This window comes from Labedella phragmitis, assembly GCF_004078635.1.
Taxonomy (GTDB): domain Bacteria; phylum Actinomycetota; class Actinomycetes; order Actinomycetales; family Microbacteriaceae; genus Labedella; species Labedella phragmitis.
On record NZ_RZNB01000005.1, the window covers coordinates 72761 to 98288 of the forward strand.

The 25528-nt window shown below is 68.0% G+C and carries 23 protein-coding genes and 1 riboswitch; of the genes, 15 read left to right on the forward strand and 8 right to left on the reverse strand.

All coding sequences use genetic code 11. The features are described 5' to 3' along the window. Positions 1-7: 7 nt before the first annotated feature. From nrdE to ELQ90_RS12495, 4 genes are all read left to right on the forward strand, one after another. Complete coding sequence (gene nrdE, locus ELQ90_RS12480; RefSeq protein WP_128495782.1) at positions 8-2113, forward strand: class 1b ribonucleoside-diphosphate reductase subunit alpha; 2106 nt, start codon at positions 8-10, stop codon at positions 2111-2113. A 128-nt stretch (positions 2114-2241) separates the two neighbouring features. Next, positions 2242-3216: a class 1b ribonucleoside-diphosphate reductase subunit beta gene (gene nrdF / locus ELQ90_RS12485; protein ID WP_128495623.1), complete on the forward strand. Its 975-nt coding sequence runs from the start codon at positions 2242-2244 to the stop codon at positions 3214-3216. Between the two features lie 600 nt (positions 3217-3816). Next, the gene (locus ELQ90_RS12490) at positions 3817-4332 is read left to right on the forward strand and encodes a hypothetical protein (RefSeq protein ID WP_128495624.1); all 516 of its coding nucleotides are present in this window, start codon (positions 3817-3819) and stop codon (positions 4330-4332) included. Positions 4333-4411: 79 nt separating this feature from the next. Beyond that, positions 4412-5542 carry an acyltransferase family protein gene (locus ELQ90_RS12495; RefSeq protein ID WP_128495625.1) on the forward strand — a complete coding sequence of 377 codons (1131 nt, stop codon included), beginning with the start codon at positions 4412-4414 and terminating at the stop codon, positions 5540-5542. Positions 5543-5928: 386 nt separating this feature from the next. On the opposite strand, the gene ELQ90_RS16670 is transcribed toward ELQ90_RS12495, so the two are convergent. The 3 genes from ELQ90_RS16670 to ELQ90_RS12500 all read right to left on the reverse strand — a co-directional run bounded on the left by ELQ90_RS16670 (position 5929) and on the right by ELQ90_RS12500 (position 7955). Further along, on the reverse strand, positions 5929-6069 hold the full coding sequence (locus tag ELQ90_RS16670) for a hypothetical protein (protein ID WP_166409046.1): 141 nt from the start codon (positions 6067-6069) through the stop codon (positions 5929-5931). Positions 6070-7088: 1019 nt separating this feature from the next. After that, a complete protein-coding gene (locus ELQ90_RS16675) occupies positions 7089-7232 on the reverse strand; it encodes a hypothetical protein (protein ID WP_166409048.1) in 144 nt (47 codons plus the stop codon). Between the two features lie 144 nt (positions 7233-7376). Continuing rightward, entirely contained in the window at positions 7377-7955 is a 579-nt protein-coding gene (locus ELQ90_RS12500) for a flavin reductase family protein (protein ID WP_243696164.1), read from the reverse strand. A 139-nt stretch (positions 7956-8094) separates the two neighbouring features. Between ELQ90_RS12500 and ELQ90_RS12505 the strand changes: the two genes are divergently transcribed. Continuing rightward, positions 8095-8943, forward strand: coding sequence for a sulfurtransferase (locus ELQ90_RS12505; protein ID WP_208020655.1), 849 nt, complete (start codon positions 8095-8097; stop codon positions 8941-8943). 90 nt (positions 8944-9033) lie between these two features. On the opposite strand, the gene hrpA is transcribed toward ELQ90_RS12505, so the two are convergent. Then, complete coding sequence (gene hrpA / locus ELQ90_RS12510) at positions 9034-12876, reverse strand: ATP-dependent RNA helicase HrpA (RefSeq protein ID WP_243696182.1); 3843 nt, start codon at positions 12874-12876, stop codon at positions 9034-9036. 113 nt (positions 12877-12989) lie between these two features. Here hrpA and ELQ90_RS17040 point away from each other — a divergent pair, with 113 nt between their 5' ends. The 9 genes from ELQ90_RS17040 to ELQ90_RS12550 all read left to right on the forward strand — a co-directional run bounded on the left by ELQ90_RS17040 (position 12990) and on the right by ELQ90_RS12550 (position 21093). Next, positions 12990-13682: a hypothetical protein gene (locus ELQ90_RS17040; protein ID WP_243696165.1), complete on the forward strand. Its 693-nt coding sequence runs from the start codon at positions 12990-12992 to the stop codon at positions 13680-13682. Then, positions 13679-13972 carry a transcriptional regulator gene (locus tag ELQ90_RS12515; protein ID WP_243696166.1) on the forward strand — a complete coding sequence of 98 codons (294 nt, stop codon included), beginning with the start codon at positions 13679-13681 and terminating at the stop codon, positions 13970-13972. Before ELQ90_RS17040 ends, ELQ90_RS12515 begins: the two co-directional genes overlap by 4 nt. After that, a complete protein-coding gene (locus ELQ90_RS12520; RefSeq protein WP_128495629.1) occupies positions 13969-14910 on the forward strand; it encodes an ABC transporter ATP-binding protein in 942 nt (313 codons plus the stop codon). Before ELQ90_RS12515 ends, ELQ90_RS12520 begins: the two co-directional genes overlap by 4 nt. Continuing rightward, the gene (locus ELQ90_RS12525) at positions 14907-15701 is read left to right on the forward strand and encodes an ABC transporter permease (protein ID WP_243696167.1); all 795 of its coding nucleotides are present in this window, start codon (positions 14907-14909) and stop codon (positions 15699-15701) included. Before ELQ90_RS12520 ends, ELQ90_RS12525 begins: the two co-directional genes overlap by 4 nt. A gap of 63 nt (positions 15702-15764) precedes the next feature. Beyond that, positions 15765-16592, forward strand: coding sequence for an aldo/keto reductase (locus ELQ90_RS12530; RefSeq protein WP_128495630.1), 828 nt, complete (start codon positions 15765-15767; stop codon positions 16590-16592). A gap of 46 nt (positions 16593-16638) precedes the next feature. Further along, positions 16639-17520 (forward strand): DUF1684 domain-containing protein, encoded by an 882-nt coding sequence (locus ELQ90_RS12535; RefSeq protein WP_128495631.1) that lies wholly within the window; start codon positions 16639-16641, stop codon positions 17518-17520. Positions 17521-17522: 2 nt separating this feature from the next. Continuing rightward, entirely contained in the window at positions 17523-19376 is a 1854-nt protein-coding gene (locus ELQ90_RS12540) for a thioredoxin domain-containing protein (protein ID WP_128495632.1), read from the forward strand. Between the two features lie 77 nt (positions 19377-19453). After that, a complete protein-coding gene (locus tag ELQ90_RS12545) occupies positions 19454-20242 on the forward strand; it encodes a LysR family transcriptional regulator substrate-binding protein (protein WP_128495633.1) in 789 nt (262 codons plus the stop codon). After that, on the forward strand, positions 20239-21093 hold the full coding sequence (locus tag ELQ90_RS12550) for an endo alpha-1,4 polygalactosaminidase (RefSeq protein ID WP_128495634.1): 855 nt from the start codon (positions 20239-20241) through the stop codon (positions 21091-21093). Before ELQ90_RS12545 ends, ELQ90_RS12550 begins: the two co-directional genes overlap by 4 nt. 56 nt (positions 21094-21149) lie before the next feature. Here ELQ90_RS12550 and ELQ90_RS12555 read toward each other — a convergent pair whose 3' ends face one another. Genes ELQ90_RS12555 through ELQ90_RS12565 form a run of 3 tightly spaced genes read right to left on the reverse strand, consistent with a single transcriptional unit; the run spans position 21150 to position 23486 of the window. Further along, positions 21150-21590 (reverse strand): YdeI/OmpD-associated family protein, encoded by a 441-nt coding sequence (locus ELQ90_RS12555; protein ID WP_128495635.1) that lies wholly within the window; start codon positions 21588-21590, stop codon positions 21150-21152. Positions 21591-21627: 37 nt separating this feature from the next. Continuing rightward, positions 21628-22194, reverse strand: a complete 567-nt coding sequence (locus ELQ90_RS12560) for a CoA-binding protein (RefSeq protein WP_208020656.1) — start codon at positions 22192-22194, stop codon at positions 21628-21630. 2 nt (positions 22195-22196) lie between these two features. Continuing rightward, positions 22197-23486 (reverse strand): O-acetylhomoserine aminocarboxypropyltransferase/cysteine synthase family protein, encoded by a 1290-nt coding sequence (locus ELQ90_RS12565; protein ID WP_128495637.1) that lies wholly within the window; start codon positions 23484-23486, stop codon positions 22197-22199. A gap of 99 nt (positions 23487-23585) precedes the next feature. After that, a riboswitch (guanidine-III (ykkC-III) riboswitch) is annotated at positions 23586-23652 on the forward strand. Between the two features lie 14 nt (positions 23653-23666). On the opposite strand from ELQ90_RS12565, the gene ELQ90_RS12570 reads away from it, so the two are divergent. After that, positions 23667-23990, forward strand: coding sequence for a DMT family transporter (locus tag ELQ90_RS12570; protein ID WP_128495638.1), 324 nt, complete (start codon positions 23667-23669; stop codon positions 23988-23990). Positions 23991-24041: 51 nt separating this feature from the next. Here ELQ90_RS12570 and ELQ90_RS12575 read toward each other — a convergent pair whose 3' ends face one another. Beyond that, positions 24042-25499, reverse strand: a complete 1458-nt coding sequence (locus tag ELQ90_RS12575; protein ID WP_128495639.1) for an MFS transporter — start codon at positions 25497-25499, stop codon at positions 24042-24044. Positions 25500-25528 lie beyond the last annotated feature (29 nt).

The following is a 25528-nucleotide window of genomic DNA, read 5'->3' on the forward strand; positions in this document are numbered from 1 at the left end:
TCAGGGTATGGATTACCACTCCCTCAACGCGATGCTCAATCTCTACGGCCCGAACGGCGAGATCCAGTTCGACAAGGATCGTGAGGCGGCGCGCGAGTACTTCCTGCAGCACGTCAACCAGAACACGGTGTTTTTCCACACGCTCAAGGAGCGCCTCGACTACCTCGTCGAGAAGCAGTACTACGAGAAGGACGTGCTCGACAAGTACCCCTTCGAGTTCATCTCGCAGCTCAACGACCTCGCCTACTCGAAGAAGTTCCGCTTCCAGACCTTCCTCGGCGCGTTCAAGTACTACACGTCGTACACGCTCAAGACGTTCGACGGAAAGCGCTACCTCGAGCGCTTCGAGGACCGCGTGGTCATGACGGCGCTCGGCCTCGCCGACGGCGACCAGCAGCTCGCCACGAACCTCGTCGAGGAGATCATCTCCGGTCGCTTCCAGCCTGCCACGCCGACCTTCCTCAACTCGGGCAAGGCGCAGCGCGGCGAACTCGTGAGCTGCTTCCTCCTCCGCATCGAGGACAACATGGAGTCGATCGCCCGCGGCATCAACTCCGCCCTGCAGCTCTCGAAGCGCGGCGGCGGCGTCGCCCTCTCGCTGTCGAACATCCGCGAGTCGGGTGCGCCGATCAAGCAGATCGAGAACCAGTCGTCGGGCATCATCCCCGTCATGAAGCTGCTCGAGGACTCGTTCAGCTACGCGAACCAGCTCGGTGCGCGTCAGGGCGCCGGCGCCGTGTACCTCTCGGCGCACCACCCCGACATCCTGCGCTTCCTCGACACCAAGCGCGAGAACGCCGACGAGAAGATCCGCATCAAGACCCTCTCCCTCGGTGTGGTCATCCCCGACATCACGTTCGAACTCGCGAAGAACGGGGAGGACATGTACCTCTTCTCCCCGTACGACGTCGAGCGCGTCTACGGTGTGCCCTTCGGCGACATCTCCATCACGGAGAGGTACCAGGAGATGGTGGACGACGCCCGCATCAAGAAGACCAAGATCAAGGCTCGCGATTTCTTCCAGACGATCGCCGAGATCCAGTTCGAGTCGGGCTACCCGTACATCGTGTACGAGGACACCGTGAACGGTGCGAACCCCATCAAGGGCCGCATCAACATGTCGAACCTCTGCTCCGAGATCCTGCAGGTCAACACTCCGACGACCTACAACGAGGACCTCTCGTACAAGGAGATCGGCAAGGACATCTCCTGCAACCTCGGCTCGCTCAACATCGCGCTCACGATGGACTCTCCCGATTTCGGCCGCACGGTCGAGACGGCGATCCGTGGTCTCACGTCCGTGTCCGACCAGAGCCACATCACGTCGGTCCGCTCGATCGAGGACGGCAACGACAAGTCGCACGCCATCGGCCTCGGCCAGATGAACCTGCACGGATTCCTCGCTCGTGAGCGCATCCACTACGGCAGCGAAGAAGGCATCGACTTCACCAACATCTACTTCTACACGGTGCTGTTCCACGCCTTGCGGGCGTCGAACCGGATCGCGATCGAGCGCGGCACGACCTTCGAGGGCTTCGAGGACTCGACCTACGCGTCTGGCGCCTTCTTCGACAAATACGTCGAGCGTGTGTGGGAGCCCGAGACGCCGCGCGTGCGGGAGCTCTTCGCCTCCGCAGGTGTCGCCATCCCGACGCAGCAGGACTGGGCAGCCCTCAAGGCATCGATCCAGCAGCACGGCATCTACAACCAGAACCTCCAGGCCGTGCCGCCGACGGGCTCGATCTCGTACATCAACAACTCGACGTCGTCGATCCACCCGATCGCGTCGAAGATCGAGATCCGCAAGGAAGGCAAGCTCGGTCGCGTGTACTACCCGGCGCCGTTCATGACGAACGACAACCTCGAGTACTACACCGATGCGTACGAGATCGGCCCGGAGAAGATCATCGACACGTACGCCGCGGCGACGCAGCACGTCGACCAGGGCCTGTCGCTCACGCTGTTCTTCAAGGACACCGCGACGACGCGTGACATCAACAAGGCGCAGATCTACGCATGGCGCAAGGGCATCAAGACGATCTACTACATCCGCCTGCGCCAGCTCGCGCTCGAGGGCACCGAGGTCGAGGGCTGCGTCAGCTGCATGCTGTAGAGGCTCGACCCCTCCGGTCCCTGAGCCCGACCGCCCCGAGCCTGTCAGAGGGTCGACGGGCGACAGGCTCAGGGACCATCCCCGTATCACCACCGCACCTCCCCGAACTCCCCGAAAGAAGTCACCCAGTGTCTGAGAAGCTCAAGCTCATCGACTCGGTCCAGGCCATCAACTGGAACCGGATCGAGGACGAGAAGGACGTCGAGGTCTGGAACCGCCTCGTCAACAACTTCTGGCTGCCCGAGAAGGTGCCGCTGTCGAACGACGTCCAGTCGTGGAACACGCTCACGCCGAACGAGCAGCAGCTGACGATGCGTGTGTTCACGGGCCTCACGCTCCTCGACACCATCCAGGGCACCGTCGGAGCCGTGTCGCTCATCCCCGACGCGCTCACCCCGCACGAGGAGGCCGTCTACACGAACATCGCGTTCATGGAGTCGGTGCACGCGAAGAGCTACTCGTCCATCTTCTCGACGCTCGCGTCGACGCGTGAGATCGATGACGCCTTCCGCTGGTCGGTCGAGAACCCGAACCTGCAGAAGAAGGCCGCGATCGTCATGGAGTACTACCGTGGCGACGAGCCGCTCAAGCGGAAGGCCGCGTCGACCCTCCTCGAGTCGTTCCTCTTCTACTCGGGCTTCTACCTGCCGATGTACTGGTCGAGCCGCGCGAAGCTCACGAACACGGCCGACATGATCCGCCTCATCATCCGCGACGAGGCCGTTCACGGGTACTACATCGGCTACAAGTTCCAGAAGGGGCTCGAGAAGCTCACGGAGTCGGAGCGCCAGGACATCAAGGACTACACGTTCAGCCTCCTGTACGAGCTCTACGACAACGAGGTGCAGTACACGCAGGACCTGTACGACGAGGTCGGTCTCACCGAGGACGTCAAGAAGTTCCTGCACTACAACGCGAACAAGGCCCTCATGAACCTCGGCTACGAGCCGATGTTCCCGAAGACCGTCACCGACGTGAACCCGGCGATCCTGTCGGCGCTCTCGCCGAACGCGGACGAGAACCACGACTTCTTCTCCGGGTCCGGCTCGTCGTATGTCATCGGCAAGGCCGTCAACACGGAGGACGAGGACTGGGACTTCTAGAGTCCCCTGATGAACCGCTATTTAGCCGAGGAGGTGAAGATGGATATTCGCAGCACCGAAGGTGAGCGTCGCGGACTGAGCGAGGCTCGTGCCCACGTATTGCCCACAGTCCATCGACACCGATACCGCGCGACGCCTAAGTCGCGCTCCTCGGCACCCCTATTTGGAGGGCTCTCGCGTGTATCCGCGGGGGCCCTCCTCCCGTTGTCCCCGGCGTCCGCATCGGGGTTGATGGCGACGAAAGGAGGTACCCCGCCATGACGAAGCACTTCCCTCAGGGGCCCGACGGGTCTTGGAAGACGGGTCAGCGCGTTCCGTTCGACGGAACTTGGGCTGACCAGTACGGGATCGTCAGCTTCCACGAACGTGGAGCGACGTTCCCGCCGTGCATCGACCGCAAGGGAGAATGCGCATTTCGCTATCTGGTCGAAGCTGTTGCAGCAGCGTAATTCGATCAGCTGATTGAGCAAGGGCCCCCGACTTCGGTCGGGGGTCTTTGTCATTTAAGGGATGCGATCCTCGCGGTCGACGCACGATCGGAACAACACCTAGCATCGTTCATTTATGCCCGGCGCCGCAAGGACTTTGAGCGTCCCGGGCGTGTCACTACACAGCTGTCGCGCGCGATCGCGCCTCGTCGACTGCCATCGCGACGGCGTCCAGGTCGTCGTCGAAGAGCTCGCCTTCACTGACTTCGCTCTGCGTTCGTTCGGCGACAACCCGTGGACGGGTGTCGGCATTGGCAGCCAGAGCGTCGTCGGCACCACCGCCGTTCAGATCACGGACGGGGCACACCTCGCGGTTGCTGTCGAAGGTGGCCTCGCACTATTCATCCCGTGGATGATGCTGATACTCACCGCCGCCGTCACCGCGCTCTACGTACGTCCTCGTATGGCGCCAGTTCACCGATTCCTCGCACTGGCCCTGATCGTATTTATCGTCTACCAGTTCGGTGTCGCGTCGTTCGTGAACTCTTCCATCATCGGGAAGACACCTTTCCTGCTCTTCTGGGCGTCGTTCGGCATCATGATGGCGCTCGCCCGCGTAGCCCGCGCCGACGCCCAGTCGGCCGAGCTTCAGAAAGAGCCAATTCCGGCGGCCGTCATCACGAAGTAGAGCAGGGAAAGCGCGGGGGACGCGTGAGACGCACTAGAGGACCAACCAGCACGCGCCCGCTCTCCAGTATTGTCGCAGCATGACGCCGCCCACCTCCTCAGCCCGCATCCGCTCATTGGACGGGTTGAGGGGGTGGGCGGCTCTCATTGTTCTCATCAGCCATGTGATGCTGACCATCCCGGTGTTCGCGGAAGTCGTCTACAACGAGGTGTCGCCGTCCGATCTTTCCCCAGTCGAATATGTGCTCAGCTACACGCCTGCGCATCTATTGTGGGCTGGCCACGAAGCGGTGTTCCTCTTTTTCGTCCTCAGCGGCATCGTTCTGACGATGCCCGCGCTCCGCTTTCGGGATAGGTCGGCCTGGATGCGCTACTACCCGCGCCGCATCGTGCGGTTGTACGGGCCGGTCGTAGCTGCGGTGTTGTTCGGCGTCCTGCTTGTTCTCCTGGTGCCGCGGGTCGGTGCTGAGGGTCTCGGCCCATGGATCGATGATCGTCCGGCTACCCTCACTCCCACGGGCGTGGCCCGTGACTTACTTCTGGTGTTCGGTGTATCGGGGGTTATCAGCCCCCTGTGGTCCCTTCGGTGGGAGGTTCTGTTCTCGCTCCTCTTGCCCCTGTATGTGTGGGCGGCAGTGAAATGGCGGAAGTTCGCCTGGGCGAAGTTGGGTCTCCTCACGGCGCTGATGATCGGTGGCGTCCTGATCGATTCGGGCTACGTCTTCTACCTGGCCATGTTTGCGTTCGGTGCTTTGGCCGCAGTTCACCTTGAGGATCTGAGAACTGCCGCGGCGAGGATCAACAACATCACATGGGTGTTGGTCCTCGGCGTAGGTGTCCTACTCACGACCGCGCGCTGGACGCTTGAGCCCTTGGTGAGGTCAGAAGCGCTGACGGTCCTACCGGCCTTCTTCGGGTGCGCAGTGCTCGTTTTCGTTGCCGCTTTCTGGCCGCCAGCGATGCGGCCGCTCGAGCATCCGGTGTCTCAGTGGCTCGGAAAGGTGTCGTTCAGCCTTTACCTCACCCACGAGCCCATAGTCATCGCTACCACGTTCATCTTCGGCCGGCAGGTCCCCCCGCTTGTGCCCGCGATCTCCATCGCCGTGTCCCTGGCAGCCGCATGGCTTTTTTTCCGATGGATCGAGGCACCGACACACTCGCTTTCGAGGCGCATCGGCGCGAAATCCCGACTGGGCGCGAGTTCCGCCTGAGTTGCTCGGTCACCTGGGAATCTCGACGCGTTGCGGTCGCGGCCCATCTGCTGCCTTGTACATCCCGAAACGCATCCTGTCCCCTGACGATCGAGTCGGGGTCGGGCACCTCGTAGAGGACGGACTGATTCGCGAGGTGGAGTTCGTCGAAGTACCCGAGCAGCTTCCGGTCCTGAGACTCGAGTGCCCATGCGACGACGCGGTACTTCAGGACTTCGTCTCCACCGTTCGGGGGTGTGAGCTTCACGAGGCGGATGATCGCCTTCGGCAGGACGGGGTCGTTGCGCATGCACACCCATTCGACGCGGGAGATGCGGATGGGTTTCGGTACGACGGTCACGGGTGCTCCTCTCTGGGGGAGCGCGCCGGCCCGTGCAGCAGAGACGTTACCTGACGGTGGTGACAGAGAGAAGCTGCGAGCCCTCCGGAATCTGCTCGATCGCTGCAGCTCGCGCCGCGTTGTAGTCGTCGCCTTCCGCTTCGATTTCGCGGACTTCGGTGGGGCGGATGTGGGCGATGACTTTCATGCGTTCCAGGGTAGCCACGGCGGCCGACAGCGTCGTACGGTGGGCGTTGTCCGGCAGGGGTCGGCCTCGCTACCCCCTGGCCGCCTCTGCCGGACACTCGCACCCGTGAGCTCGCTGCGGCTCGACGACGAGCCGCTTGGTCGGCCGCCTGCCCACCTTCTGCCCACACTTGAAGCGAACCACAGCGAACCAGAAGGAATCGTGGGGAACCGAACGCCCGCGCAAATTAGCGGATCCCGAACCCGGAGATCGTCGTTCCGGGGGCGTGCGTAGAACCACGACTTCTTCTCGGGGTCGGGCTCGTCGTATGTCATCGGCAAGGCCGTCAACACGGAGGACGAGGACTGGGACTTCTAGTCCGACACCGATCCGCGGACGACCGGACGAGCCCCCGACGCATCACGCGTCGGGGGCTCGTCCGCATCATGGAGCCGAGCGAGCCCGCCGGGGAGTCGGCGGAGACTGAGCGGGGATGGCGACGCCGCAGGCCGCCGTCGCTGTCAACCGTCTCCTCGCCGTCAGCACGATCCGGGTATTGTCACAAGGGATGGTTTTCCCATGTCGTGGCCGACTCCTAGCACCCGTGACTCTCTGCAGGCGACCGCCCCACCATCCACGGGAGGACCGGCGGGTCGGCGGTTCGGGTCGCTGATCCGCCGGTCGCTCGAGGCCTGCTCAGCCCCGCTGCTGATCTCTCGCCGTAGTTCGGGCGCTGTAGTTCGGGCGTCGGCCGCGCGCGTGTGCGAAGTGCGAGTGCGAGTGCGGCGCACCGAGACACGGGCCCGACATCGGCCTTCCCCCCGGAAGGCGGACCAGAGCCCGTGTCTCGCGCGCTTCTTTCCATACCGGCGCAGCGGGAGCGCGCAGTATGGATGAGGCGGCGGCATCGACGGACGCCCCCGCCTCGTTAGAGGTCGTTCGGAGCGGTGCCGATACCGGATGGGTGAAGCGACGAGTGGTGCGGGCCGCGGTCGTCCCCCCTCAGACGACCGAGGCCCGCACGGGGTTCGCGCACCGGATCAGTGCATGGCCACCTTCGGGTCGTGGCGCACCGATCCGGCGCCGATGAGCGAATCGAAGTAGCGGCGCTCGGCGGCGGAAGCCATCCGGTCGGGGACGTAGACGGCGCCGTTCACGCGCGGGAATCCCGAGCGCGTTACCACCAATCGAGTCCACTCGCGAATGCGTTCCATGCCGTTCCCCGCTCCTCGGACGTCCACGTCGGACGTTCTCTCACTGGAGGAGATGCGAAGTCACCGGGATCATGACGCGGGTCGTGGAGGAATCTCGGGAGTAGCCGGATCCCGTCAGGAGTCGAGAGCGGAGTGCTCGCCGAGCGAGTGCCACGTGCGGTTGTGGTAGACGAGCGGTGCACCGTGCTCGCGGGTGCCACCGTCCGTCGCCGTCTGGCTCGTCTCGAGCGCGTGCACGGCGATGATCGTCGAGTTGCCGGCTTCCATGCGATTGATGACGCGGCCACGGATCCACGTGCTCACACCCGTGAACACCGGCTCACCCGTCGGTAGGCGTGTCCACGACGCGGCATCGGCGAAGCGGTCGACACCGCTCGTGGCGCCGAGCTTCGCGAGGTCGAGCCGGTCGGCATCGAGGATGTGGACGACGAGCGTCTCGGTCGTCGTGATGACGGGAGCGGCGGAAGAGGACGAGGAGATGGAGAACACGAAGATGGGCGGTTCGGCGCTCACCGAGAAGACCGACGTCGCGGTGAGGGCGGCCGGGCCTGACCCGTTGTCCGCGGTGATGAGCGAGACACCGGCGGCGTGGTGCCGGAAGATCGCCTTGAACTCGTCGGGTCCGACGCCCTCGAAGCCGAGCCGAGGGGTCGACTCGTCGGAGAAGGATGCTGCGGAGTTCGTAACGCTCACCGGGGGTCCTCGATTTCTTGCCGTCATGGGAGGGAACGCGTCGGCGTTCCGTCGCATTCCAACTTCGTCGCTTCCGAGCAGGACGGCAAGGCGGGTTACCGACTGTGACGGGCCTGATACGTCCGCCTAGTCTGGATCCGTGACGGTGCTCATCTCGGTCGACGATCTGTCCGCTCTCCAGGAGAGAGGCGAGCGGGTCCGGATCCTCGACGTGCGCTGGCGTCTCGATCGGCCCGACGGCCGAGAGGACGTCGCTGCCGGCCACATCCCCGGCGCCGTCTACGTCGACCTCGAGTCGCAGCTCGCCGGGCATGGGGATGCGAGGGACGGGCGGCACCCGCTGCCCGCGCGCGACGACCTCGAGGGGGCCGCGCGCTCGTGGGGTCTCGACGACGGCGACACCGTCGTCGTGTACGACGACCTCGGAGGCATGTCGGCCGCTCGCGCCTGGTGGCTCCTGCGACACCACGGAGTGCAGGACGTCCGCATCCTCGACGGGGCGTTCTCCGCGTGGCGGAACGCCGGCCTCCCGGTGGAGGAGGGAGTCGTCGTGCCTCCGCTCGGAACGATCACCCTGGTCGACGGCCGTGCGCCGGTCGTGGGCGTCGACGACGTCGCGGCGATCGCGGACCGTGGTGTCCTCGTCGACGCTCGAGCCGCCGAGCGCTATGCAGGCGACGTCGAACCGATCGATCCGCGAGCGGGTCATATCCCCGGCGCCGTGAGCGCGCCGACCGCCGACAACCTGACCGAGGACGGCCGCTTCCGCTCGCCGTCGGAACTGCGTGACCGCTTCGCGACGGCGGGGATCACGGACGGCGACGAGGTCGCGGTCTACTGCGGCTCGGGCGTGACAGCGGCGCACACGATCGCGGCGCTCGCCGTCGCCGGAATCGATGCGGCCCTCTTCCCGGGATCCTGGAGCGCCTGGTCGAACCACCCCGACCGCCCCGTCGCGACGGGAGACGCTCCCGGCGCCTCCCGGTGACGCGTCCGCGCACGAAACGGGCAGCTGCGGGCGGAAGATCACGGGCGGACGTCTGCCGCGTACGCAGGAGCCCGCAGGTGGGTCGCGAGGTCAGCCCGCGAGGACCTTCGTGATGCGTTGCAGGGAGACGGACTCCGAGGTGCCGAGCTGCGTCGCGAAGAGGCTCACGCGGTACTCCTCGAGCATCCAGCGCGCGTGGACGAGCGCCGGCGGACCGTGCGGGTCGATCGGGATGGCGCCGCCAGCGGCGGTGTAGCGGTCGAACGCCGCCTGGAACTCGTTCATCCACGCGCGATCGCGGTGCGGATTGTCCGCGAGCTTCTCGGCGCGCAACCGCACGCCCGAGATGTACCGGGGGAGATGCTGCAGGCGCGCGAGTCCCGTCTGCCCCACGAAGCCGGAGCCGATGAGCGCCTCGAGCTGCGCCCGAGCATCCGCGACTTGCGCGATGACGGCCATCCCCGTCGCATCCTTGAGGGCCTTGTCCGCTCCGCGCGCCGCCTGAAGGATGCGGGCGACGAGCGAGACCGTGTCGAACATCGTGTTCATGACGGCCCCCGAGACGCGGTCGCGGATCGCCTCGTACTGACCGCGGAGGAACACGGTCCCGTCAGGGCTCACCCGGTAGAGCACGTCGTCGATGCACGCGAGCAGGCAATCGTCGAACAGGGCGTTCGTGGACGGGTATCGGCTCGTCGCGAGCGCGAGCTTCTCGTTCTGGGTGAGGTGCGACTGCACGTAAGACGCGGGCGATGGCACGGCGAGGCGGAGGAGGCGCCGCACGCCGGCGGGTAGTGTCCGTGCCTGCTCCTCGGGGGTCGCGACGATGCTGATGGACACGGAATCGCCGTCGTCGATGAGGGTGGGGTAGCCGCGCACGACCCCACCGCCTTGCTTCACGTCGATGAAGCGCGGAAGCTCGTCGAGATCCCACGTCGTCAGTCCGCGACGCTCGATCGCGTGCGGGCTCGCCTCCGCGACGGTCGCGACGCTCTGCGCCGATCTCGATGCGAGGCGCTCCTGCAGCCGGACGAGGTCGCGTCCGCTCGCGATTTCGCGCCCGCGCTCGTCGACGACGCGGAAATTCATCTTCAGGTGGTCGGGGACCCTGGCGACGTCGAAGTCGCTCGCCTCGATCGCCATGTACGACAGTCGTTTGATCGACATCGCGAGGCGAGCGGCGAGGGTGTCGGCGTTCGTCGTCGGAGCCGCGTCCGGCTGATCGGGCAGGTCGGCGAGTAGCTTCTCGGCCCAATCGGCAGCCGGGACGACGTTCCTGCGGATCGACTTCGGGAGCGACTTGATCATCGCCGTGACGAGATCCTTCCGGAACCCGGGCACCTGCCAGTCGAAACCCGCGGGGGAGAGGCGCGGGAGCAGTGCCAGTGGGACCTGCACGGTCACGCCGTCGTCCTCCGAACCCGGGTCGAAGCGGTAGCGCAATCGGAGCTTCTGGTCGCCCTGACGCCACGTCGGAGGGAAGAGCGATTCGTCGACCTCCGCGGCCTCTTCCTCCGGCAGGAGGTCGGCGCGCGTCATGGTGAGGAGGTCGGGGTTCTTCGCCCGCGTTTGCCGCCACCAGCCCTCGAAGTCGCGCGTCGTCGCGACGTCCGAGGGGATACGCGCGTCGTAGAAGTCGAAGACCGCCTCGTCGTCGACCAGGATGTCGCGGCGCCGGGTGCGCTCCTCGAGCTGCTCGAGCTCGCGGCGCAGCGCCTTGTTCGCCCGGTCGAACGGCTGGGGCGAATCCCACTCGCCCTCGACGAGGGCGTGCCGGATGAACAGTTCGCGACTCAGCTCCGGGTCGATGCGCTTGTACTGGACGCGCCGGCGCGGCACGATCGGCACGCCGTAGAGGGTGACCTTCTCGAACGCGACGACCGCTCCCTGCTTCTTCTCCCAGTGCGGCTCCGAGAAGCTGCGCTTGCAGAGGTCTCCCGCGACCTGCTCGGCCCACGCGGGGTCGATCGAGGCGTTGTTGCGTGCGAAGAGCCGCGACGTCTCGACGAGTTCCGCGCTCATGACCGCGTTCGGCTGCTTCTTCGCCAGGGCGGAACCGGGGAAGATCACGAATCGCATGCCGCGCGCGCCGACGTAGTCGCCCTTCTTCGGCGGCCCCGGAGTCTTCCGGTCGCGGCCGCCCGACGGTTTCGACGCTGCGGCGGCCGCCTGGTCCTTGACGCCGATGTGGGAGAGCAGACCGGAGAGGAGGGAACGGTGGATGCCGTCCGGGTTCACGGCGGGTTCTCCGACCGTGAGGCGGAGAGGCTTCGCGAGCCGCTTCAATTGGCGGTAGACGTCCTGCCACTCGCGGACCCGGAGGTAGTTGAGGAACTCGGCGCGGCACAACCGGCGGAAGGCGCTCGACGAGAGTTCGCGCTGCTTCTCCTCGAGGTAGTTCCAGAGGTTGAGGAGGGTCAGGAAGTCGCTCGTCGGGTCGGAGAAGCGGCCGTGGAGCTCGTCTGCCCGCCCCCGCTGCTCCATCGGTCGCTCACGCGGGTCCTGGATCGTGAGGGCCGCGACGATCGCGAGCACCTCGCGCGTCGTGTTCCAGCGCCGCGATTCGACGATCATGCGGGCGAAGCGCGGGTCGATCGGCAGCCGTGCGAGGTCGTGCCCGGTCCTCGTGAGGCTCGGTTCCGCGCTCCGAGGGTCCTTCAGCGCGCCGAGTTCGGCGAGGAGGTCGAGCCCGTCGCGCACCCCGCGCGTGTCGGGCGGCTGAAGGAACGGGAAGTTCTGGATGTCGCCGAGGCCGAGGGAGACCATCTGGAGGATGACGGCCGCGAGTCCCGTGCGAAGGATCTCCGGTTCGGTGTACTCCGGGCGGCGCTCGAAGTCCTCCTCCGAGTACAACCGGATCGCGATGCCGGCGCTCGTGCGCCCCGCTCGGCCGGATCGTTGCCGCGCCGACGCCTGCGAGATGGCCTCGATGGGGAGGCGCTGGACCTTCGACCGCGTGCTGTACCGGGAGATGCGCGCCGTGCCCGCGTCGATGACGTAGCGGATGCCGGGCACGGTGAGGCTCGTCTCCGCGACGTTCGTCGCGAGCACGACGCGCCGGCGGACCCCGGCCACGGTCGAGGGCCGGAACACGCGGTGCTGCTCCTCCGAACTCAACCGGCCGTAGAGGGGCAGGACCTCAGTGACGCCGCCGCGTTCGCCCGCGTACTTCGCGCGCAGCGCGTCGGCGGCGTCGCGGATCTCCGCCTCACCCGAGAGGAAGACGAGGACGTCGCCAGAGCTCTCCCTCGCCAGCTCGTCGAGCGCGTCGGAGATCCCCTCGATGTAGTTGCGGTCGTCGCTCGGAGCATCGCCGTCGTCCTCCTCGTCGTCCGTCGGCTGCTCGGCGACGAGAGGGCGGTAGCGGACCTCCACGGGGTAGGTGCGGCCGGACACCTCGACGATCGGGGCGTCCCCGAAGTGCTTGGAGAAGCTCTGCGGGTCGATTGTCGCCGACGTGATGACGATCTTGAGGTCGGGGCGCTGGGGAAGGAGTTGCTTGAGGTAACCGAGGAGGAAGTCGATCGTGAGGCTGCGCTCGTGGGCCTCGTCGATGATGATCGTGTCGTAGCGGTGGAGGAGCCGGTCGCGTTGCATCTCCGCGAGCAGGATGCCGTCCGTCATGAGCTTGATCTTGGTCTCCGAGGAGACCGTGTCGGTGAAGCGGACCTGGTAGCCGACGAGGCCGCCCAACTCCGTGCCGAGCTCGTCCGAGATGCGCTCGGCGATCGTGCGGGCGGCGATCCGCCGGGGCTGCGTGTGCCCGATGCTCTCGCGACCGAGCTCGAGGCAGATCTTCGGCAGTTGAGTCGTCTTACCCGATCCCGTCTCGCCCGCGACGATGACGACCTGATTGTCGCGGATCGCCGCGGAGATCTCGTCGCGCATGGCGCTGACGGGTAGCTCGGGGGGATACACGATCGCGGGAAGCATAGCCCTCCATCGTACGACGGCGAGGAGCGTCGCCGTCCGCTCCCCGGGCGCAGAGGCCACGGACTGAGACAAAGTGATAGCCATGAAAGAGTACTTTGTGCTACAAAGTATGTATGAGCGATGACATGGGAGACGACCGCCTCGACCGCGACGTGATGGCGACGGACGACGCTCCCATGAGCGCGGCCCAGATGCTCGAACTCAGCCGGGCGCAGCAGCAGCGCGTCGCCGACTTCTTCGAGACCCCGACCCTCATCATCGTCGCGACGTGGGGCGTCGCCTGGTTCGTCGGCTTCCTCGCACTCTGGCTCGGAAGGCCGGCGAGCGTCCTGCCCATCCCGGGCGACATCGCCGGCACCGCGTTCGCCGTCCTCATGATCGTGGGCGTCGTGACGTCGGTCGTCGTGGGATCGCGAACGGGAGCGGGAGTGAAGGGTCGCGAGCGCTTCGAGGGTGCGGTGTACGGGATCTCGTGGGGTGCCGCCTGCACCGCCGTACCCGTGCTCGGCGGAGCGCTCCAGCGCGCCGGTATGACGACGGACGTCGCCGCGCTGTTCTACCCCGCGGCGTATTGCATCGTCATCGGCACGCTGTATCTCGTCGGAGCAGCGCTCTGGCAGGACCGCTCCATGATCGTCGTCGGCGCATGGATCCTGCTCGTGGGCGTCGTCGCTCCCTACTTCGGTGCACCCGCGAGCTACCTCGTCATGTCACTCGCGGGCGGCGGCGCCTTCCTCGTCTACGCGGCGCTCCTCCTGGGCGCCCGATCGCGCGTCAAGCGCAGTCGGGTGGTGAGGCCGTCGTGAACGAGCTCGACCCCGTGATCCACGCTCAGGCCCGCTTGCGCATCATGTCGACACTCGCCGCTCTCAGTGACGGCTCGAGCATGACGTTCCCGCGGCTCCAGAACCTGCTCGACATGACCGCCGGCAATCTCTCGACGCACCTCCGGAAGTTGGAGGACGCGGGATACGTGTCCGTGCGGAAATCCCACAACGAGCGCACTCCCGTGACCGACGTGACGCTCAGCACGGTCGGCCGTCGAGCGTTCGAGGACTACATGACCGCCCTACGAGCCCTTCTGGGAGAGAAATGACGACATCGACGCCCCGCGCCGGAACCCCCCTCGCACGGCTCGACGGCGTGTCCCGCCGATTCGGCGACACCCTCGCGCTCGACGACGTGACCCTCGAAATCGCCCCCGGCTGCATCCTCGGCCTGCTCGGTCCGAACGGGGCGGGGAAGTCCACGATCCTGTCGCTGCTGGACGGTCGTCGACGCCCCACGAGCGGCCGTGTCGAGCTCTTCGGGCGATCACCCTCCGACCCTGTGGCGCGTCAACGGCTCGGGTGCACGCCGCAGGAGACGGGTCTTCCCGACACGCTGCGTGTTTCCGAGGTCATCGACTTCGTCGGCGCACATTTCGAGCAGACGACGGAGACGACCTCGCTCGTCGAGGAGTTCGGACTGGCACCGATCCTGAAGAAGCAGACGGGCGCACTCTCAGGCGGACAGAGGCGACGGCTCGCCGTCGCGCTCGCCTTCGTGGGGAACCCGCGGCTCGTGCTCCTCGACGAACCGACGACCGGTCTGGACGTCGAGGCTCGACACACACTGTGGGACGCACTCAGGCGCCAGCACGATCGCGGCGCCACGATCGTCGTGACGAGCCACTACCTCGAGGAGATCGAGGCTCTCGCGGAGCGCGTCGTCGTGGTGGGTGCCGGGCGGGTCCTCGCGGACGGGACCCTCGCCGAGATCATCGGCCGTGCAGGCCTCCAGCGCGTCTCGATCACGACGAGCGAGGCTCAGCGCATCGCGCGACTGCCCGGCGTCGTGCGCCACGAGCGCGACGGCGACGACGTGACCTTCTGGGTGCGCGACTCCGACGTGTTCGTCCGCGAGCTGATCCGCTCGGACCTGCCCTTCCGGGGAATCGCCGTGCGCGGCGCCACCCTCGAGGAGGCGTTCGTCACCCTCACCGGCGCGGCAGAAGCCGCGACGCGCCCCTCCACCGGAAGGACGGCGGCGTGAGCACCACGGCATGGACCCGCGGGTCGGCGAACCGCATCGGTCGCGCCGTCCGTCTCTCGGGCGTCCACGCCCGCTTCAACCTCTTGGAGACGGTCCGCGTCCCCATCGCGATCATCGGCTCGCTCGTCTTCCCGGCGCTCGCGCTCGTGTTCTTCGTCGTGCCGCAACGCGGGGTGGCCGCCGACCCCGTGTTCGCCACGCAAGCCGTCATCTCCCTCTCGGTGTTCGCGGTCATGTCGAACGGGTTGTTCGGCTTCGGCATCAGCCTCGCGGAGAGCCGTGAGAAGCCGTGGGACCCGTATCTGCGGACCCTGCCGGCCCCCGGCATCGTCCGTATCGCCGGCCTCGTCGTCGCGACGGGAGGCCTCGGGATCCTGGCGATCCTTCCCGTCGTGTTCGTCGGGGCTCTGCTCACGGAAGCACAGGCGACGCCCGGCCGCATCGCACTCGGTCTCATCGCGCTCGCGACCACCGCCCTCCCGACGATGTTGATCGGAATCGTCATCGGGCTGACGTTCCCCTCGAAGGCCGCTATCGCGATCGTCCAGGTCGTCATGTTCGCGTTCGGCTTCGGCGGCGGGCTGTTCCTGCCTCCGCTCCTGTTTCCCGACTGGCTCGACAGCGTCTCGAGGTTCCTGCCGACTCGTGAGGCCCGCGAGCTCGTCGTCTGGGCGGTGCAGGGCGGTGACCTGGAGTGGTGGGCGCCGGTCGGCATCGCGTCGTGGAGCGTCGTGCTGCTCGTCGTCGCTCTCGTCCTGTTCCGGCGCGACGAGGGGCGCCGGTTCCGTTGAGACGCCGATCGCCAGGACGCAACCCGGTGATGAGAGGCGCGCGCGGTCAGTACCGTAGGGGACATGACAGTTCCCACTCTTGACCTCAACTCCGGCCACTCCATCCCGCAGCTCGGCTTCGGCGTCTTCAAGGTGGACCCGGCCGAGACGGAGCGCATCGTCACCGACGCGCTCGAGGCCGGCTACCGCCACATCGACACCGCCGCCATCTACGGCAACGAGGAGGGCGTCGGCCGTGCCATCGCCGCGAGCGGCATCCCGCGCGACGAGCTCTTCATCACGACGAAGCTCTGGAACGACGACCAGGGCACCGACTCCGCCTTCGCCGCGATCGACCGCAGCCTCGAGAAGCTCGGGCTCGACTTCGTCGATCTCTACCTCATCCACTGGCCGACCCCGAAGAAGGACCGCTACGTCGAGTCCTGGCACGCACTCGAGCAGATCGCAGCCGACGGCAAGAGCCGCTCGATCGGCGTCTCCAACTTCCTCGTGCCGCACCTCGAGCGCATCATCGGCGAGGGTGGCACCGTTCCGGCGGTCAACCAGATCGAGCTGCACCCCGCCTACCAGCAACGCGACGTGACCGAGTTCAGCCGTGAGCACGGCATCCACATCGAGGCGTGGGGTCCGCTCGGTCAGGGCAAGTACCCCCTCTTCGACGAGGAGCCCGTCGCGGCCGCCGCTCGTGCCCACGGCGTCACCCCGGCGCAGGCCGTGCTCAAGTGGCACCTCCAGATCGGCAACATCGTCTTCCCGAAGTCCAACTCGGCCGAGCGCATCCGCGAGAACCTCGACCTGTTCGGCTTCGAACTGACGACCGACGAGGTCGAGGCGATCTCTGCTCTCGAGCGCGGCGGCCGGGTGAGCGCACACCCCGACGAGGTCAACTGACCGACGTCCTGCGCTGACCGACGACACCGAAGATCGGATCCCCGAGATGACCGACTCGAGCCCTGGCGCCACTGCGACGGCATGGGACGACGACGAGCAGGCCGATGACGCGTTCGGGCAGAGCTGGAACGCGTGGCATCGCGCCCGGCTCCGTGCGACGCTCTCGCCGCTCGGCATCGCCGCCCTCACGGCCACGCACTGGCTCACGACGACTCCGCAGCGACTGCCCGGGATCCCGGGCGAGTGGTCGGCGGACATCGACACGGTCGTCGGGCGGGGATCCGAGCTCGACGGGCTCACCGTCCTCCGCGACGGTGAGCCCGCCGGCGTCGTCACGGGCGACGAGGCACGGCTGACCCCGGGAACGGATCTCGTGTGGGGTGAGCGGCGTCTGCGCTTCTTCGACCGCGACGGCTCGCTCGCGCTGCGGGTCCTCGATCCCGAGGCGCCCGTCCGCCGGAGTACGGCGGACATCGGCCACTTCCCTCCCGACGAGCGCTGGGTGGTGGACGGTCGGTTCACGCCGGCCGACGACGCGGCGACGATGTCGGTCACCGCGATCGACGGCTACGTCGCGGAGGAGCGGTTCGCCGGCACGGTCTCGCTGACCGTCGGCGACGAGCCGCTCGAGCTCACGGTCACCGGGGGTCCGCGCGGGCTCCGCGCCGTAATCGCCGACGGCACCAGCGGGACGGAGAGCTATCGCTTCCGGTTCCTCGGGATGCCGGCGCCCGCTCCCGATGGAAGCGTGCGCGTCGACTTCAACCGCGCCTACCTCCCTCCGTGCGCCTTCAGCGACGAGTACGTGTGTCCGCTGCCGCCTCCGGGCAACCGCTTCGCGACGCCGGTCCGGGCCGGGGAGACGGCTCTCGTGCCGGTCGACGCGAGCATGCCCGTGAGGGCGCCGGTGAGCGGCGGGGCGGCCTGACGATGGCCTCCCGGCTCGCGGACGCCGTCAGTCCCTACCTGCGCGCCCACGCGGACAACCCCGTCGATTGGTGGCCGTGGGGCGAGGAGGCGTTCGCCGAGGCCCGTCGGCGCGACGTACCCGTGTTCATCTCCATCGGCTACGCGACGTGTCACTGGTGCCACGTGATGGCCCGGGAGAGCTTCTCGGATCCGGAGATCGCGGAGCTCCTCGGCGACTCGGTCGTGAGCATCAAGGTCGACCGGGAAGAGCACCCGGGCGTCGACGCCGCCTTCCTCGCGAGCGCGAGCGCCTTCACGAGGAATCTCGGCTGGCCGCTGTCGGTCTTCACGACGCCTGACGGCGAGGTCTTCTTCGCGGGCACCTACTTCCCGCCGATGGACGTTCAGGGCCACCCGTCGTTCCGTCGGGTCGTCGCCGCCGTCGTGGACGCCTGGACGAACCGGCGCGATCAGGCCGTGGCGACCGGAGCGGCCGTCGCGAACGCGGTGCGGGCGAGCATGCCCGTGCGCGACGCGTCGTCTGCGCTCCCCGATCGCGAACAGCTCGACCGCGCGATCGACCTCATGCGCTCGGCCGAGGACCGCGCCAACGGTGGTTTCGGCGGTGCTCCGAAATTCCCCGTCGCACCGGCGCTGCTCTTCCTCCTCGAGGCGGGCGGAGACGATGTCGCCGCCCGGACCCTCGAGGCGATGGCGCGCTCCGACCTCCGCGACCCCGTGGAGGGCGGCTTCTTCCGGTACGCGACGGAGGTCGACTGGTCGGTCCCGCACTACGAGCGCATGCTCTACGACAACGCCCTGCTCCTCGACGCCTACACGCTCGTCTGGCGACACGATCGCTCACGGGCGTGGGCCGCGGAGGCTGCAGCAGGCGCCGCCCGGTTCCTCACCGAGACGATGCGCATCCCCGGGAGCGGTTTCGCGAGCGCGCAGGATTCCGAGAGCACCGTCAGGGGCGAGCGCTCGGAGGGCGGCTACTACGCCCTGACGGCGGCGGAGCGCCGGGCCGAGGAACCACCGGCGCTCGACCGCAAGGTCCTCACGGGGTGGAACGGCCTCGCGATCGCCGCACTCGCGCGTGCCGGCGTCGCCTTCGGTTACGCGGCGTGGGTCGACGCGGCGCTCGCGGCGAGCGACGCGCTCGTCGCTGATCACGTCCGCGCGGATGGCTCCCTCGTCCGCGCGACGCTCGACGGCCGCTCCTCTGACGCCGTCGCGACGCTCGAAGATCACGGCATGTTCGCCTCCGGACTGGTCGCGGTCGGCCTCGCCGCCGAGCGGGCCGATCTCGTGGCCGCAGGGCGACGCATCCTCGACGCCGTGCTCGACTCCGATGGCGGGTTCCACGAGCCCGGTGGCGGGGATCCCGTGCTCGTCGCTCGAGGACTCGCTCTCGCCGGCGACCCGTCGGAGGGCGCCTACCCGTCGGGCCGCAGCGCGTGTGCAGCGGCCGCGTTCGACCTCTTCGTCCTCACGGGGGAGCGGCGCTACCGCGAGGCGGCGGAGGGGGCGGTCGTGGCCGTCGCCCCGCTCGCCATCTCCTCTCCCGTGTCGTTCGGCACGAGTCTCGCGCTCGCGCATCGACTCGCCTCGGATCTCGTGCAACTGGTCGTGGTGCGGCCCGACGGACTCGATCGGTCGCGCGACGCGCTCACGGACGTCGTCTCGACCACGACGGCGGCGAGTATCGCCGTCTCCGTATCGGAGTCCACGGCCCGGCGGCTCGCGGACGACGGGGCCGAGCTCTTCGCCGCACGCACCGCTCGTGGGGACCGCTCGGCGGCCTACATCTGCCGCGACTTCGTCTGCCGGCTGCCGCTCACGGAGCCGCACGAGGTGGCGGCGGCACTCTGAGCGACAGCGTCGTCATCGCGCGCGCTCGCGGGTCGGAGCGGGGACGAGCGGCTTGTAGGCTCGATGAGGAGGCGACCATGGCGATGAACGGCACACACGCGAGCGAGAACGGCTCGCTCACGGTGGCGTTCGTCCGCGGTGTTCTCCCGGGCAAGTGGCAGCGGATCTGGAACGGTCGTCACCCGAGGGACCCTCTCGAGCTCGTGCCGACGGAGCAGGGCGCGCAGCTCGCGCCGCTCCTCGACGGTCGCGCCGACATGGCTTTCGTGCGCCTCCCGCTCGACGAGGCGATCGATGACGATCTCCTCCACGTCATCCCGCTCTACGAGGAGATGACGGTCGTACTCGCCTCCGCCGACCACGACGTCGCGGCGGCGGAGGAACTCTCGGCCGGCGACATCGCCGACGAGCTCGTGCACCCGACAGACGATTCCCTCCTCGACACGATCGAGGTCGTGAGAGCCGGGGTCGGGCTCCTCGTCCTGCCGCAGTCCGTCGCTCGTCTCGCGGGCGGCAAGGGGCTCGAATGGCGCCCGCTCGTCGGTGCGGCTCCGTCGCGCATCGCCCTCGCGTGGCCGCGTCCCGTCGACGGCGCCGACGCTGCGCTCGTCGACGACCTCGAGGACTTCGTCGGTGTCGTGCGCGGCCGGGGCGAGAACAGCTCGCGCGGACGCACCGATCAGGCCGGCGAGGAGAAGCGATCGGCCGAGAAGCGGGCGGAAGAGAAGCGGGCAGCGGAGAAGCGAACGGCGGACAAGCGCAAGAACGCGGCGGGCGCGGCGGGCGGACGTGTGCGCGGCGCCGGATCCCGCTCGACGACGGGCCGGGGGAGAGGGTCCCGCAACGGACGATCGGGTCGTCGATGAGGCGAGCGGTGTTCACCTCGGTCGCTCTCGCGGCCCTGCTCGCGACGGGGCTCGCGGCGTGCGGGACCACGACGGACCCCGTCGACGACCTCGGGGCGACCCACGCTCCCGATGTCACCGCGGAAGCGAGCGCGTTCCCCGTCGGTGCGGGTGTCGACTATCAGCTCGGCGGGTCCTACCCGCCGGCCGAGGGCGTCGACATCGTCGCTCGGGACAGCACGGAGGCTCCCGCAGACGGCCTGTGGTCGATCTGCTACGTCAACGGCTTCCAGTCTCAGCCGGGCGCCGACGAGTGGCTCGCCGATCGCCCGGAACTCGTCGTCCACGTGGACGGCGTGCCGCTCGTCGACCCGAACTGGCCGGACGAGTTCGTCCTCGACACGTCGACGCCGGCCGACCGACTCGCGATCATGGGCGTGATCGGTCCCATCATCGACGGCTGTGCGGATGCGGGCTTCGATGCCGTCGAGATCGACAACCTCGACAGCTTCACACGTTCCGCCGACCAGCTCACCGTCGCGGACAACTTCGCGCTCGCCGCGCTCTACGTCGAGCGGGCGCACGACCGCGGTCTCGCGATCGGCCAGAAGAACGCCGCGGAACTCTCGCCGGAGGCTCACGACGAGGTGGGCTTCGATTTCGCCGTCGCCGAGGAGTGCCATCGGTTCGCCGAGTGTGCGTCGTACACGGACGTGTACGGTGACGCCGTCGTCGACATCGAGTACGACGACGACCTGCGGGGGACGTTCGCCGACGTGTGCGCCGACCCGGCGACGCCGAGGTCGACGGTGCTGCGCGATCGCGACCTCGTCCCGGCGGGGGAGCCGGGCTACGTCTTCGAACGGTGCTGACCGCGGTCTGACGAGCGGGAGGGTGACGTCCCGGCTCGGTCCTGACGCGGTGTCGTTCAGCCGCCGAGTCCCGAGACCACCTTCGCGACGCGGCGTGCTCGCGTCTCGGCGACGGTGGTCCCCGCGACCGAGGTGACGTGCGCCTTACGTGCACTCGGCGAGAGCGCGTCGAAGGCGGCCCGGACACCGGCCGCATCGAGCGCGGTCGCGAGGTCGTCCGGCACCGCGACGGTGCGCGGCGCCGTGTCGAGGTCGAGCGCCACCTGCACCTCGTCACCGGTCGTCATCCCGGCGGCCTCTCGGTGCTCTGCGGACACCGGGATGAGGAAACGGCCGCCCATGACGCCGATCGTGCTCCGGTAGGTATACCCGCCGAGGGAGACCGTCACGGCGGGACGCTTGCCGCCCCCGAGCGATTCCAGGACGCGCGGCGGCACCTCGATACCCGTCGCTGTCTTCCCGGCGAGTTCGAGTACCGCGGAGAACGCGACGGTCATCGTCGACCCTTCGTCGTGGACGGGAGCGTGCTGGAGACTAGCGCAACTGCTTCTTCGCCGAGATCTGGCCCGTGTCGAAGCCGAGCAGGTGCAGGCCGCCGTGGAAGCGGGCGTGCTCGACCTTGATGCAGCGGTCCATGACAACGGTGAGGCCCTTCGCCTCCGCGTCGTGAGCGGCCTCCTCGTTCCAGATGCCGAGCTGGACCCAGATCGTCTGGGCGCCGATCGCGACGACGTCGTCGACGACCGCGGGAATGTCGGACGGCTTCCGGAACACGTCGACGATGTCGGGGACCTCGGGAAGCGAGGCCAGGTCCGGGTAGGCCTTCTGACCGAGGATCTCGTCGGCATTGGGATTGACGAAGTAGACGCGGTAGTCCGAGGACTGCAGTAGATAGGTGCCGACGAAGTAGCTCGATCGCGTGGGATTCGGGGACGCGCCGACGATCGCGACGGACTTCGCGTCGCGGAGGATCCGGAGGCGCTGCTTCGCGTCGGGACCCGACCACGTGCGCTGGGTCTTCAGGAGCTTCGCGAGCGGCGAGCTCGCGGGCAGCTCGCACGTGAGGCCGTTCTGCAGTCGCGTCTCGACGAGGTCGGTCATGGTCACACCTCCACAGCGGCGGCGAGCGCCTGATCGAGATCGTCGATGATGTCCTCGGGGTCTTCGATCCCCACGCTCAAGCGTACGACTCCGGGCAGGACGCCCGCGTCGACGAGCTGCTGCTCGGAGAGCTGGGCGTGCGTCGTGGAGGCCGGGTGGATGATGAGCGTCTTGGCGTCGCCGATGTTTGCGAGGTGGCTCGCGAGGTTGACCGACTCGATGAGCTTCTGGCCGACCGCTCGACCGCCCTTCACGACGAAGCTGAAGACGGAACCCGGTCCGAGCGGCAGGTACTTGTTCGCCCGATCGTGGTGCGGGTGTCCCGGCAGCCCCGCCCAGAACACGCCGTCGACGCGGGGGTCGTCCGCGAGCCACTCGGCGACGATGCGCGCGTTCTCGACGTGGGCGCGCATCCGGAAGGGCAGCGTCTCGATGCCCTGGGCGAGCGTCGCGGCGGACTGCGCCGAGAGCGACGGCCCGATGTCGCGCAACTGCTCCGCCCGCAGCCGCGTGAGGAAGGCGTATTCGCCGAAGTTGCCGGACCACTGGAGTCCGCCGTACGACGGCACGGGCTCGGTGAAGAGCGGGAACTTCGGGGAGTCCCATTCGAAGCGACCGGACTCGACGACGACGCCGCCGAGCGTCGTGCCGTGACCGCCGAGGAACTTCGTGGCGGAGTGGGTGACGACGTCGGCCCCCCATTCGATCGGCCGATTGAGGAAGGGCGTCGCGATCGTCGAGTCGATGATGAGGGGAATGCCGTGAGCGTGCGCCACGTCGGCGAGGCCCTCGATGTCGGCGATCTCCCCCGAGGGGTTCGCGACCGTCTCGGCGAAGACGAGCTTCGTGCGCTCGGTGATGGCCGCCGCGTAGTCGGCCGGCTCGGAGCTGCGTACGAAGGTCGTCTCGACGCCGAACCGGCGGAGGGTCACGTCGAGCTGGGTGATGGAGCCGCCGTAGAGGTTGGCGGAGGCGACGATGTGGTCGCCGGCTCCGACGAGGCTCGCGAAGGTGATGTACTGCGCGGCGAGTCCCGTCGCCGTCGCCACGGCACCGAGGCCGCCTTCGAGGCTCGCGACGCGCTCCTCGAAGCTCGCGACGGTCGGGTTCGCGAGGCGGGAGTAGATGTTGCCGTACTTCTGCAGCGCGAAGCGCGCGGCGGCGTCGGCCGTGTCGTCGAACACGAAGGCCGTCGACTGGTAGATCGGCAGGGCCCGTGAGCCCGTGACGGCGTCCGGGATGTTGCCGGCGTGGATTGCCCTCGTGCGGAAGCCGTACTCGCGATCTGCCATGCGTCCAACGCTAGTGCGGACCCCCGGCCCCGGAACCGGCCGCCGTAACGCGAGGTCACATCGTGCGCAGGCGTCGACCAGGGTGCCGTGTCACACTATCTTCAGCCGCTCGACCGCGGCTCCGGACGAGGGCGCAGTACCCGGGCAGCGACAAGACTGACGCTTCGAAGGAGCATCGTCATGTCGTGGATCGTCCTCATCCTGTCCGGAGTCCTCGAGGCCGTGTGGGCCACGGCCCTCGGCAAGTCGGAGGGTTTCTCGAAGCTCGTCCCGTCGATCGTGTTCGGCGTCGGGCTCGTGCTCAGCATGGGCGGTCTCGCCTGGGCGCTACGCGAGCTGCCCGTCGGCACGGCCTACGCCGTGTGGGTCGGCATCGGCGCGACCATCACGGTGACCTACGCGATGATCACGGGCGACGAACCCGCGAGCCTCGTCAAGATCGTGCTCATCCTCGGCATCGTCGCGTGCGTCGTCGGACTCAAGCTCGTCTCCGACGCGCACTGACCTCGCTCACCGGGCGTCTGTTCACACGGCATCAGCGCCGCCGCCCACCGTTCAGGTCGCGTCGGCGCGCACGCGACGGGACCGCATGTCGAGCAGGGCGAAGACGAGGGCGGCGGCGACGAACGCGATCGTGACGATGGTCGCGTTGCGGTAGGCGTCGTGATAGACGGCGAGGTCGGAGACCTCTCCCGTCTCGGAGTACACCGTGGCGTAGAACGTCGCTGTCGCGGCGGCGAGGCCGACGGCCGTGCCGATGCGCTGGCCGAGCTGGCCGATCGAGCCCGCCACGCCGCCCGAGGAGACGGGCACGTCGGCGAGCATGAGGGTCTGGTTGGGGGAGATGACCGCTCCGCCTCCGATACCCGCGATGAGCATGGCGGCGCTCATGGCGAAAGGTGCGACGTCGGGCGGGAGGATCGCGGCGAGGACCGAGTTGGCGGAGAAGCCGATGACGACGAGCACGAGCCCCGCGATCACGAGCGATCGGCCGTACCGCTCGACGTGCCGACCGCTCCACCAGGAGCTCACGGCGGACGCGAGGGCGAACGGGATCGTGATCATTCCGGCGAAGACGGGAGCGAGACCGAGTCCCTGCTGCACGAAGAGCGTGAGGGTCAGGAACGTCGCCGGCATCGCCGCGAAGTAGCTCGTCCCGATGAGGATCGCGTTGCGGTAACCCGCGATGCGGAAGAGAGAGAAGTCGACGACGGGCGTCTGTCCCCGGCGTGCGTAGCGTCCCTCCCACAATGCGAAGAGACCGCCGAAGACGGCGAAGGCGACGAGCAGCCACCAGCGCGCGGGATCGTCGTCCGGCCCGCCCGTCGTCAGCACGAACGGCAGCATGAGGCCGAGCACGGCGAGGCCGAGCAGCACGATGCCGACGGGGTCGAGCGAAGCCGTCCCTGCGGCCTTCGGCTGGGTGCGGGGGAGGAGTTTCGCCGCGACCGGAAGCAGGATGAGCGCGAGCGGCACGTTCATCCAGAAGAGGAGCGTCCACCCGCTCTCGGGTCCGCCGATCGCGATGAGCAGGCCGCCGAGGGTCGGGCCGAATGCCGTCGAGAGCCCGATGATCGCCCCGAAGAGGCCGAACGCCCGCCCGCGCTCGGGACCGACGAAGAGCTGCTGGATGAGCCCCAGCACCTGCGGCATGAGGAGACCGGCCGCCGCTCCCTGGAGGATGCGGGCGATGATGAGCACCGTGCTCGTCGGAGCGATCGCGCACGCGAGGCTCGCCGCGGCGAACGCGGCGAGGCCGATGAGGAACATGCGCTTGCGGGAGTGCAGGTCGCCGTAGCGACCGGCCGGCACGAGCACGAGTCCGAAGGCGAGAGCGTACCCCGCGACGATGAGCTGCAGGTCGGTCGGTCCGGCGCCGAGCGCCTCCTCGATCGACGGGAGGCCGACGTTGACCTTCGACAGGTCGAGGATGGTCAGGGAGGCGACGGCGACGCACGCGGCGAAAGCCCTCCACCGGGTGCGGCGATCCGGGTCGCTCAATTCGTCAGACATCGCCGTCCAGACTACGTGTTCGGCGGGGT

Bases quoted from the DNA above. Each gene is read 5' to 3' on its own strand.
- nrdE (WP_128495782.1), top strand. From the start codon at position 8: ATGGATTACCACTCCCTCAACGCGATGCTCAATCTCTACGGCCCGAAC.
- ELQ90_RS12495 (WP_128495625.1), top strand. From the start codon at position 4,412: ATGACGCCGCCCACCTCCTCAGCCCGCATCCGCTCATTGGACGGGTTG.
- ELQ90_RS16670 (WP_166409046.1), bottom strand. From the start codon at position 6,069: ATGAAAGTCATCGCCCACATCCGCCCCACCGAAGTCCGCGAAATCGAA.
- hrpA (WP_243696182.1), bottom strand. From the start codon at position 12,876: ATGCTTCCCGCGATCGTGTATCCCCCCGAGCTACCCGTCAGCGCCATG.
- ELQ90_RS17040 (WP_243696165.1), top strand. From the start codon at position 12,990: ATGAGCGATGACATGGGAGACGACCGCCTCGACCGCGACGTGATGGCG.
- ELQ90_RS12520 (WP_128495629.1), top strand. From the start codon at position 13,969: ATGACGACATCGACGCCCCGCGCCGGAACCCCCCTCGCACGGCTCGAC.
- ELQ90_RS12530 (WP_128495630.1), top strand. From the start codon at position 15,765: ATGACAGTTCCCACTCTTGACCTCAACTCCGGCCACTCCATCCCGCAG.
- ELQ90_RS12535 (WP_128495631.1), top strand. From the start codon at position 16,639: ATGACCGACTCGAGCCCTGGCGCCACTGCGACGGCATGGGACGACGAC.
- ELQ90_RS12540 (WP_128495632.1), top strand. From the start codon at position 17,523: ATGGCCTCCCGGCTCGCGGACGCCGTCAGTCCCTACCTGCGCGCCCAC.
- ELQ90_RS12545 (WP_128495633.1), top strand. From the start codon at position 19,454: ATGGCGATGAACGGCACACACGCGAGCGAGAACGGCTCGCTCACGGTG.
- ELQ90_RS12550 (WP_128495634.1), top strand. From the start codon at position 20,239: ATGAGGCGAGCGGTGTTCACCTCGGTCGCTCTCGCGGCCCTGCTCGCG.
- ELQ90_RS12555 (WP_128495635.1), bottom strand. From the start codon at position 21,590: ATGACCGTCGCGTTCTCCGCGGTACTCGAACTCGCCGGGAAGACAGCG.
- ELQ90_RS12560 (WP_208020656.1), bottom strand. From the start codon at position 22,194: ATGACCGACCTCGTCGAGACGCGACTGCAGAACGGCCTCACGTGCGAG.
- ELQ90_RS12565 (WP_128495637.1), bottom strand. From the start codon at position 23,486: ATGGCAGATCGCGAGTACGGCTTCCGCACGAGGGCAATCCACGCCGGC.
- ELQ90_RS12570 (WP_128495638.1), top strand. From the start codon at position 23,667: ATGTCGTGGATCGTCCTCATCCTGTCCGGAGTCCTCGAGGCCGTGTGG.
- ELQ90_RS12575 (WP_128495639.1), bottom strand. From the start codon at position 25,499: ATGTCTGACGAATTGAGCGACCCGGATCGCCGCACCCGGTGGAGGGCT.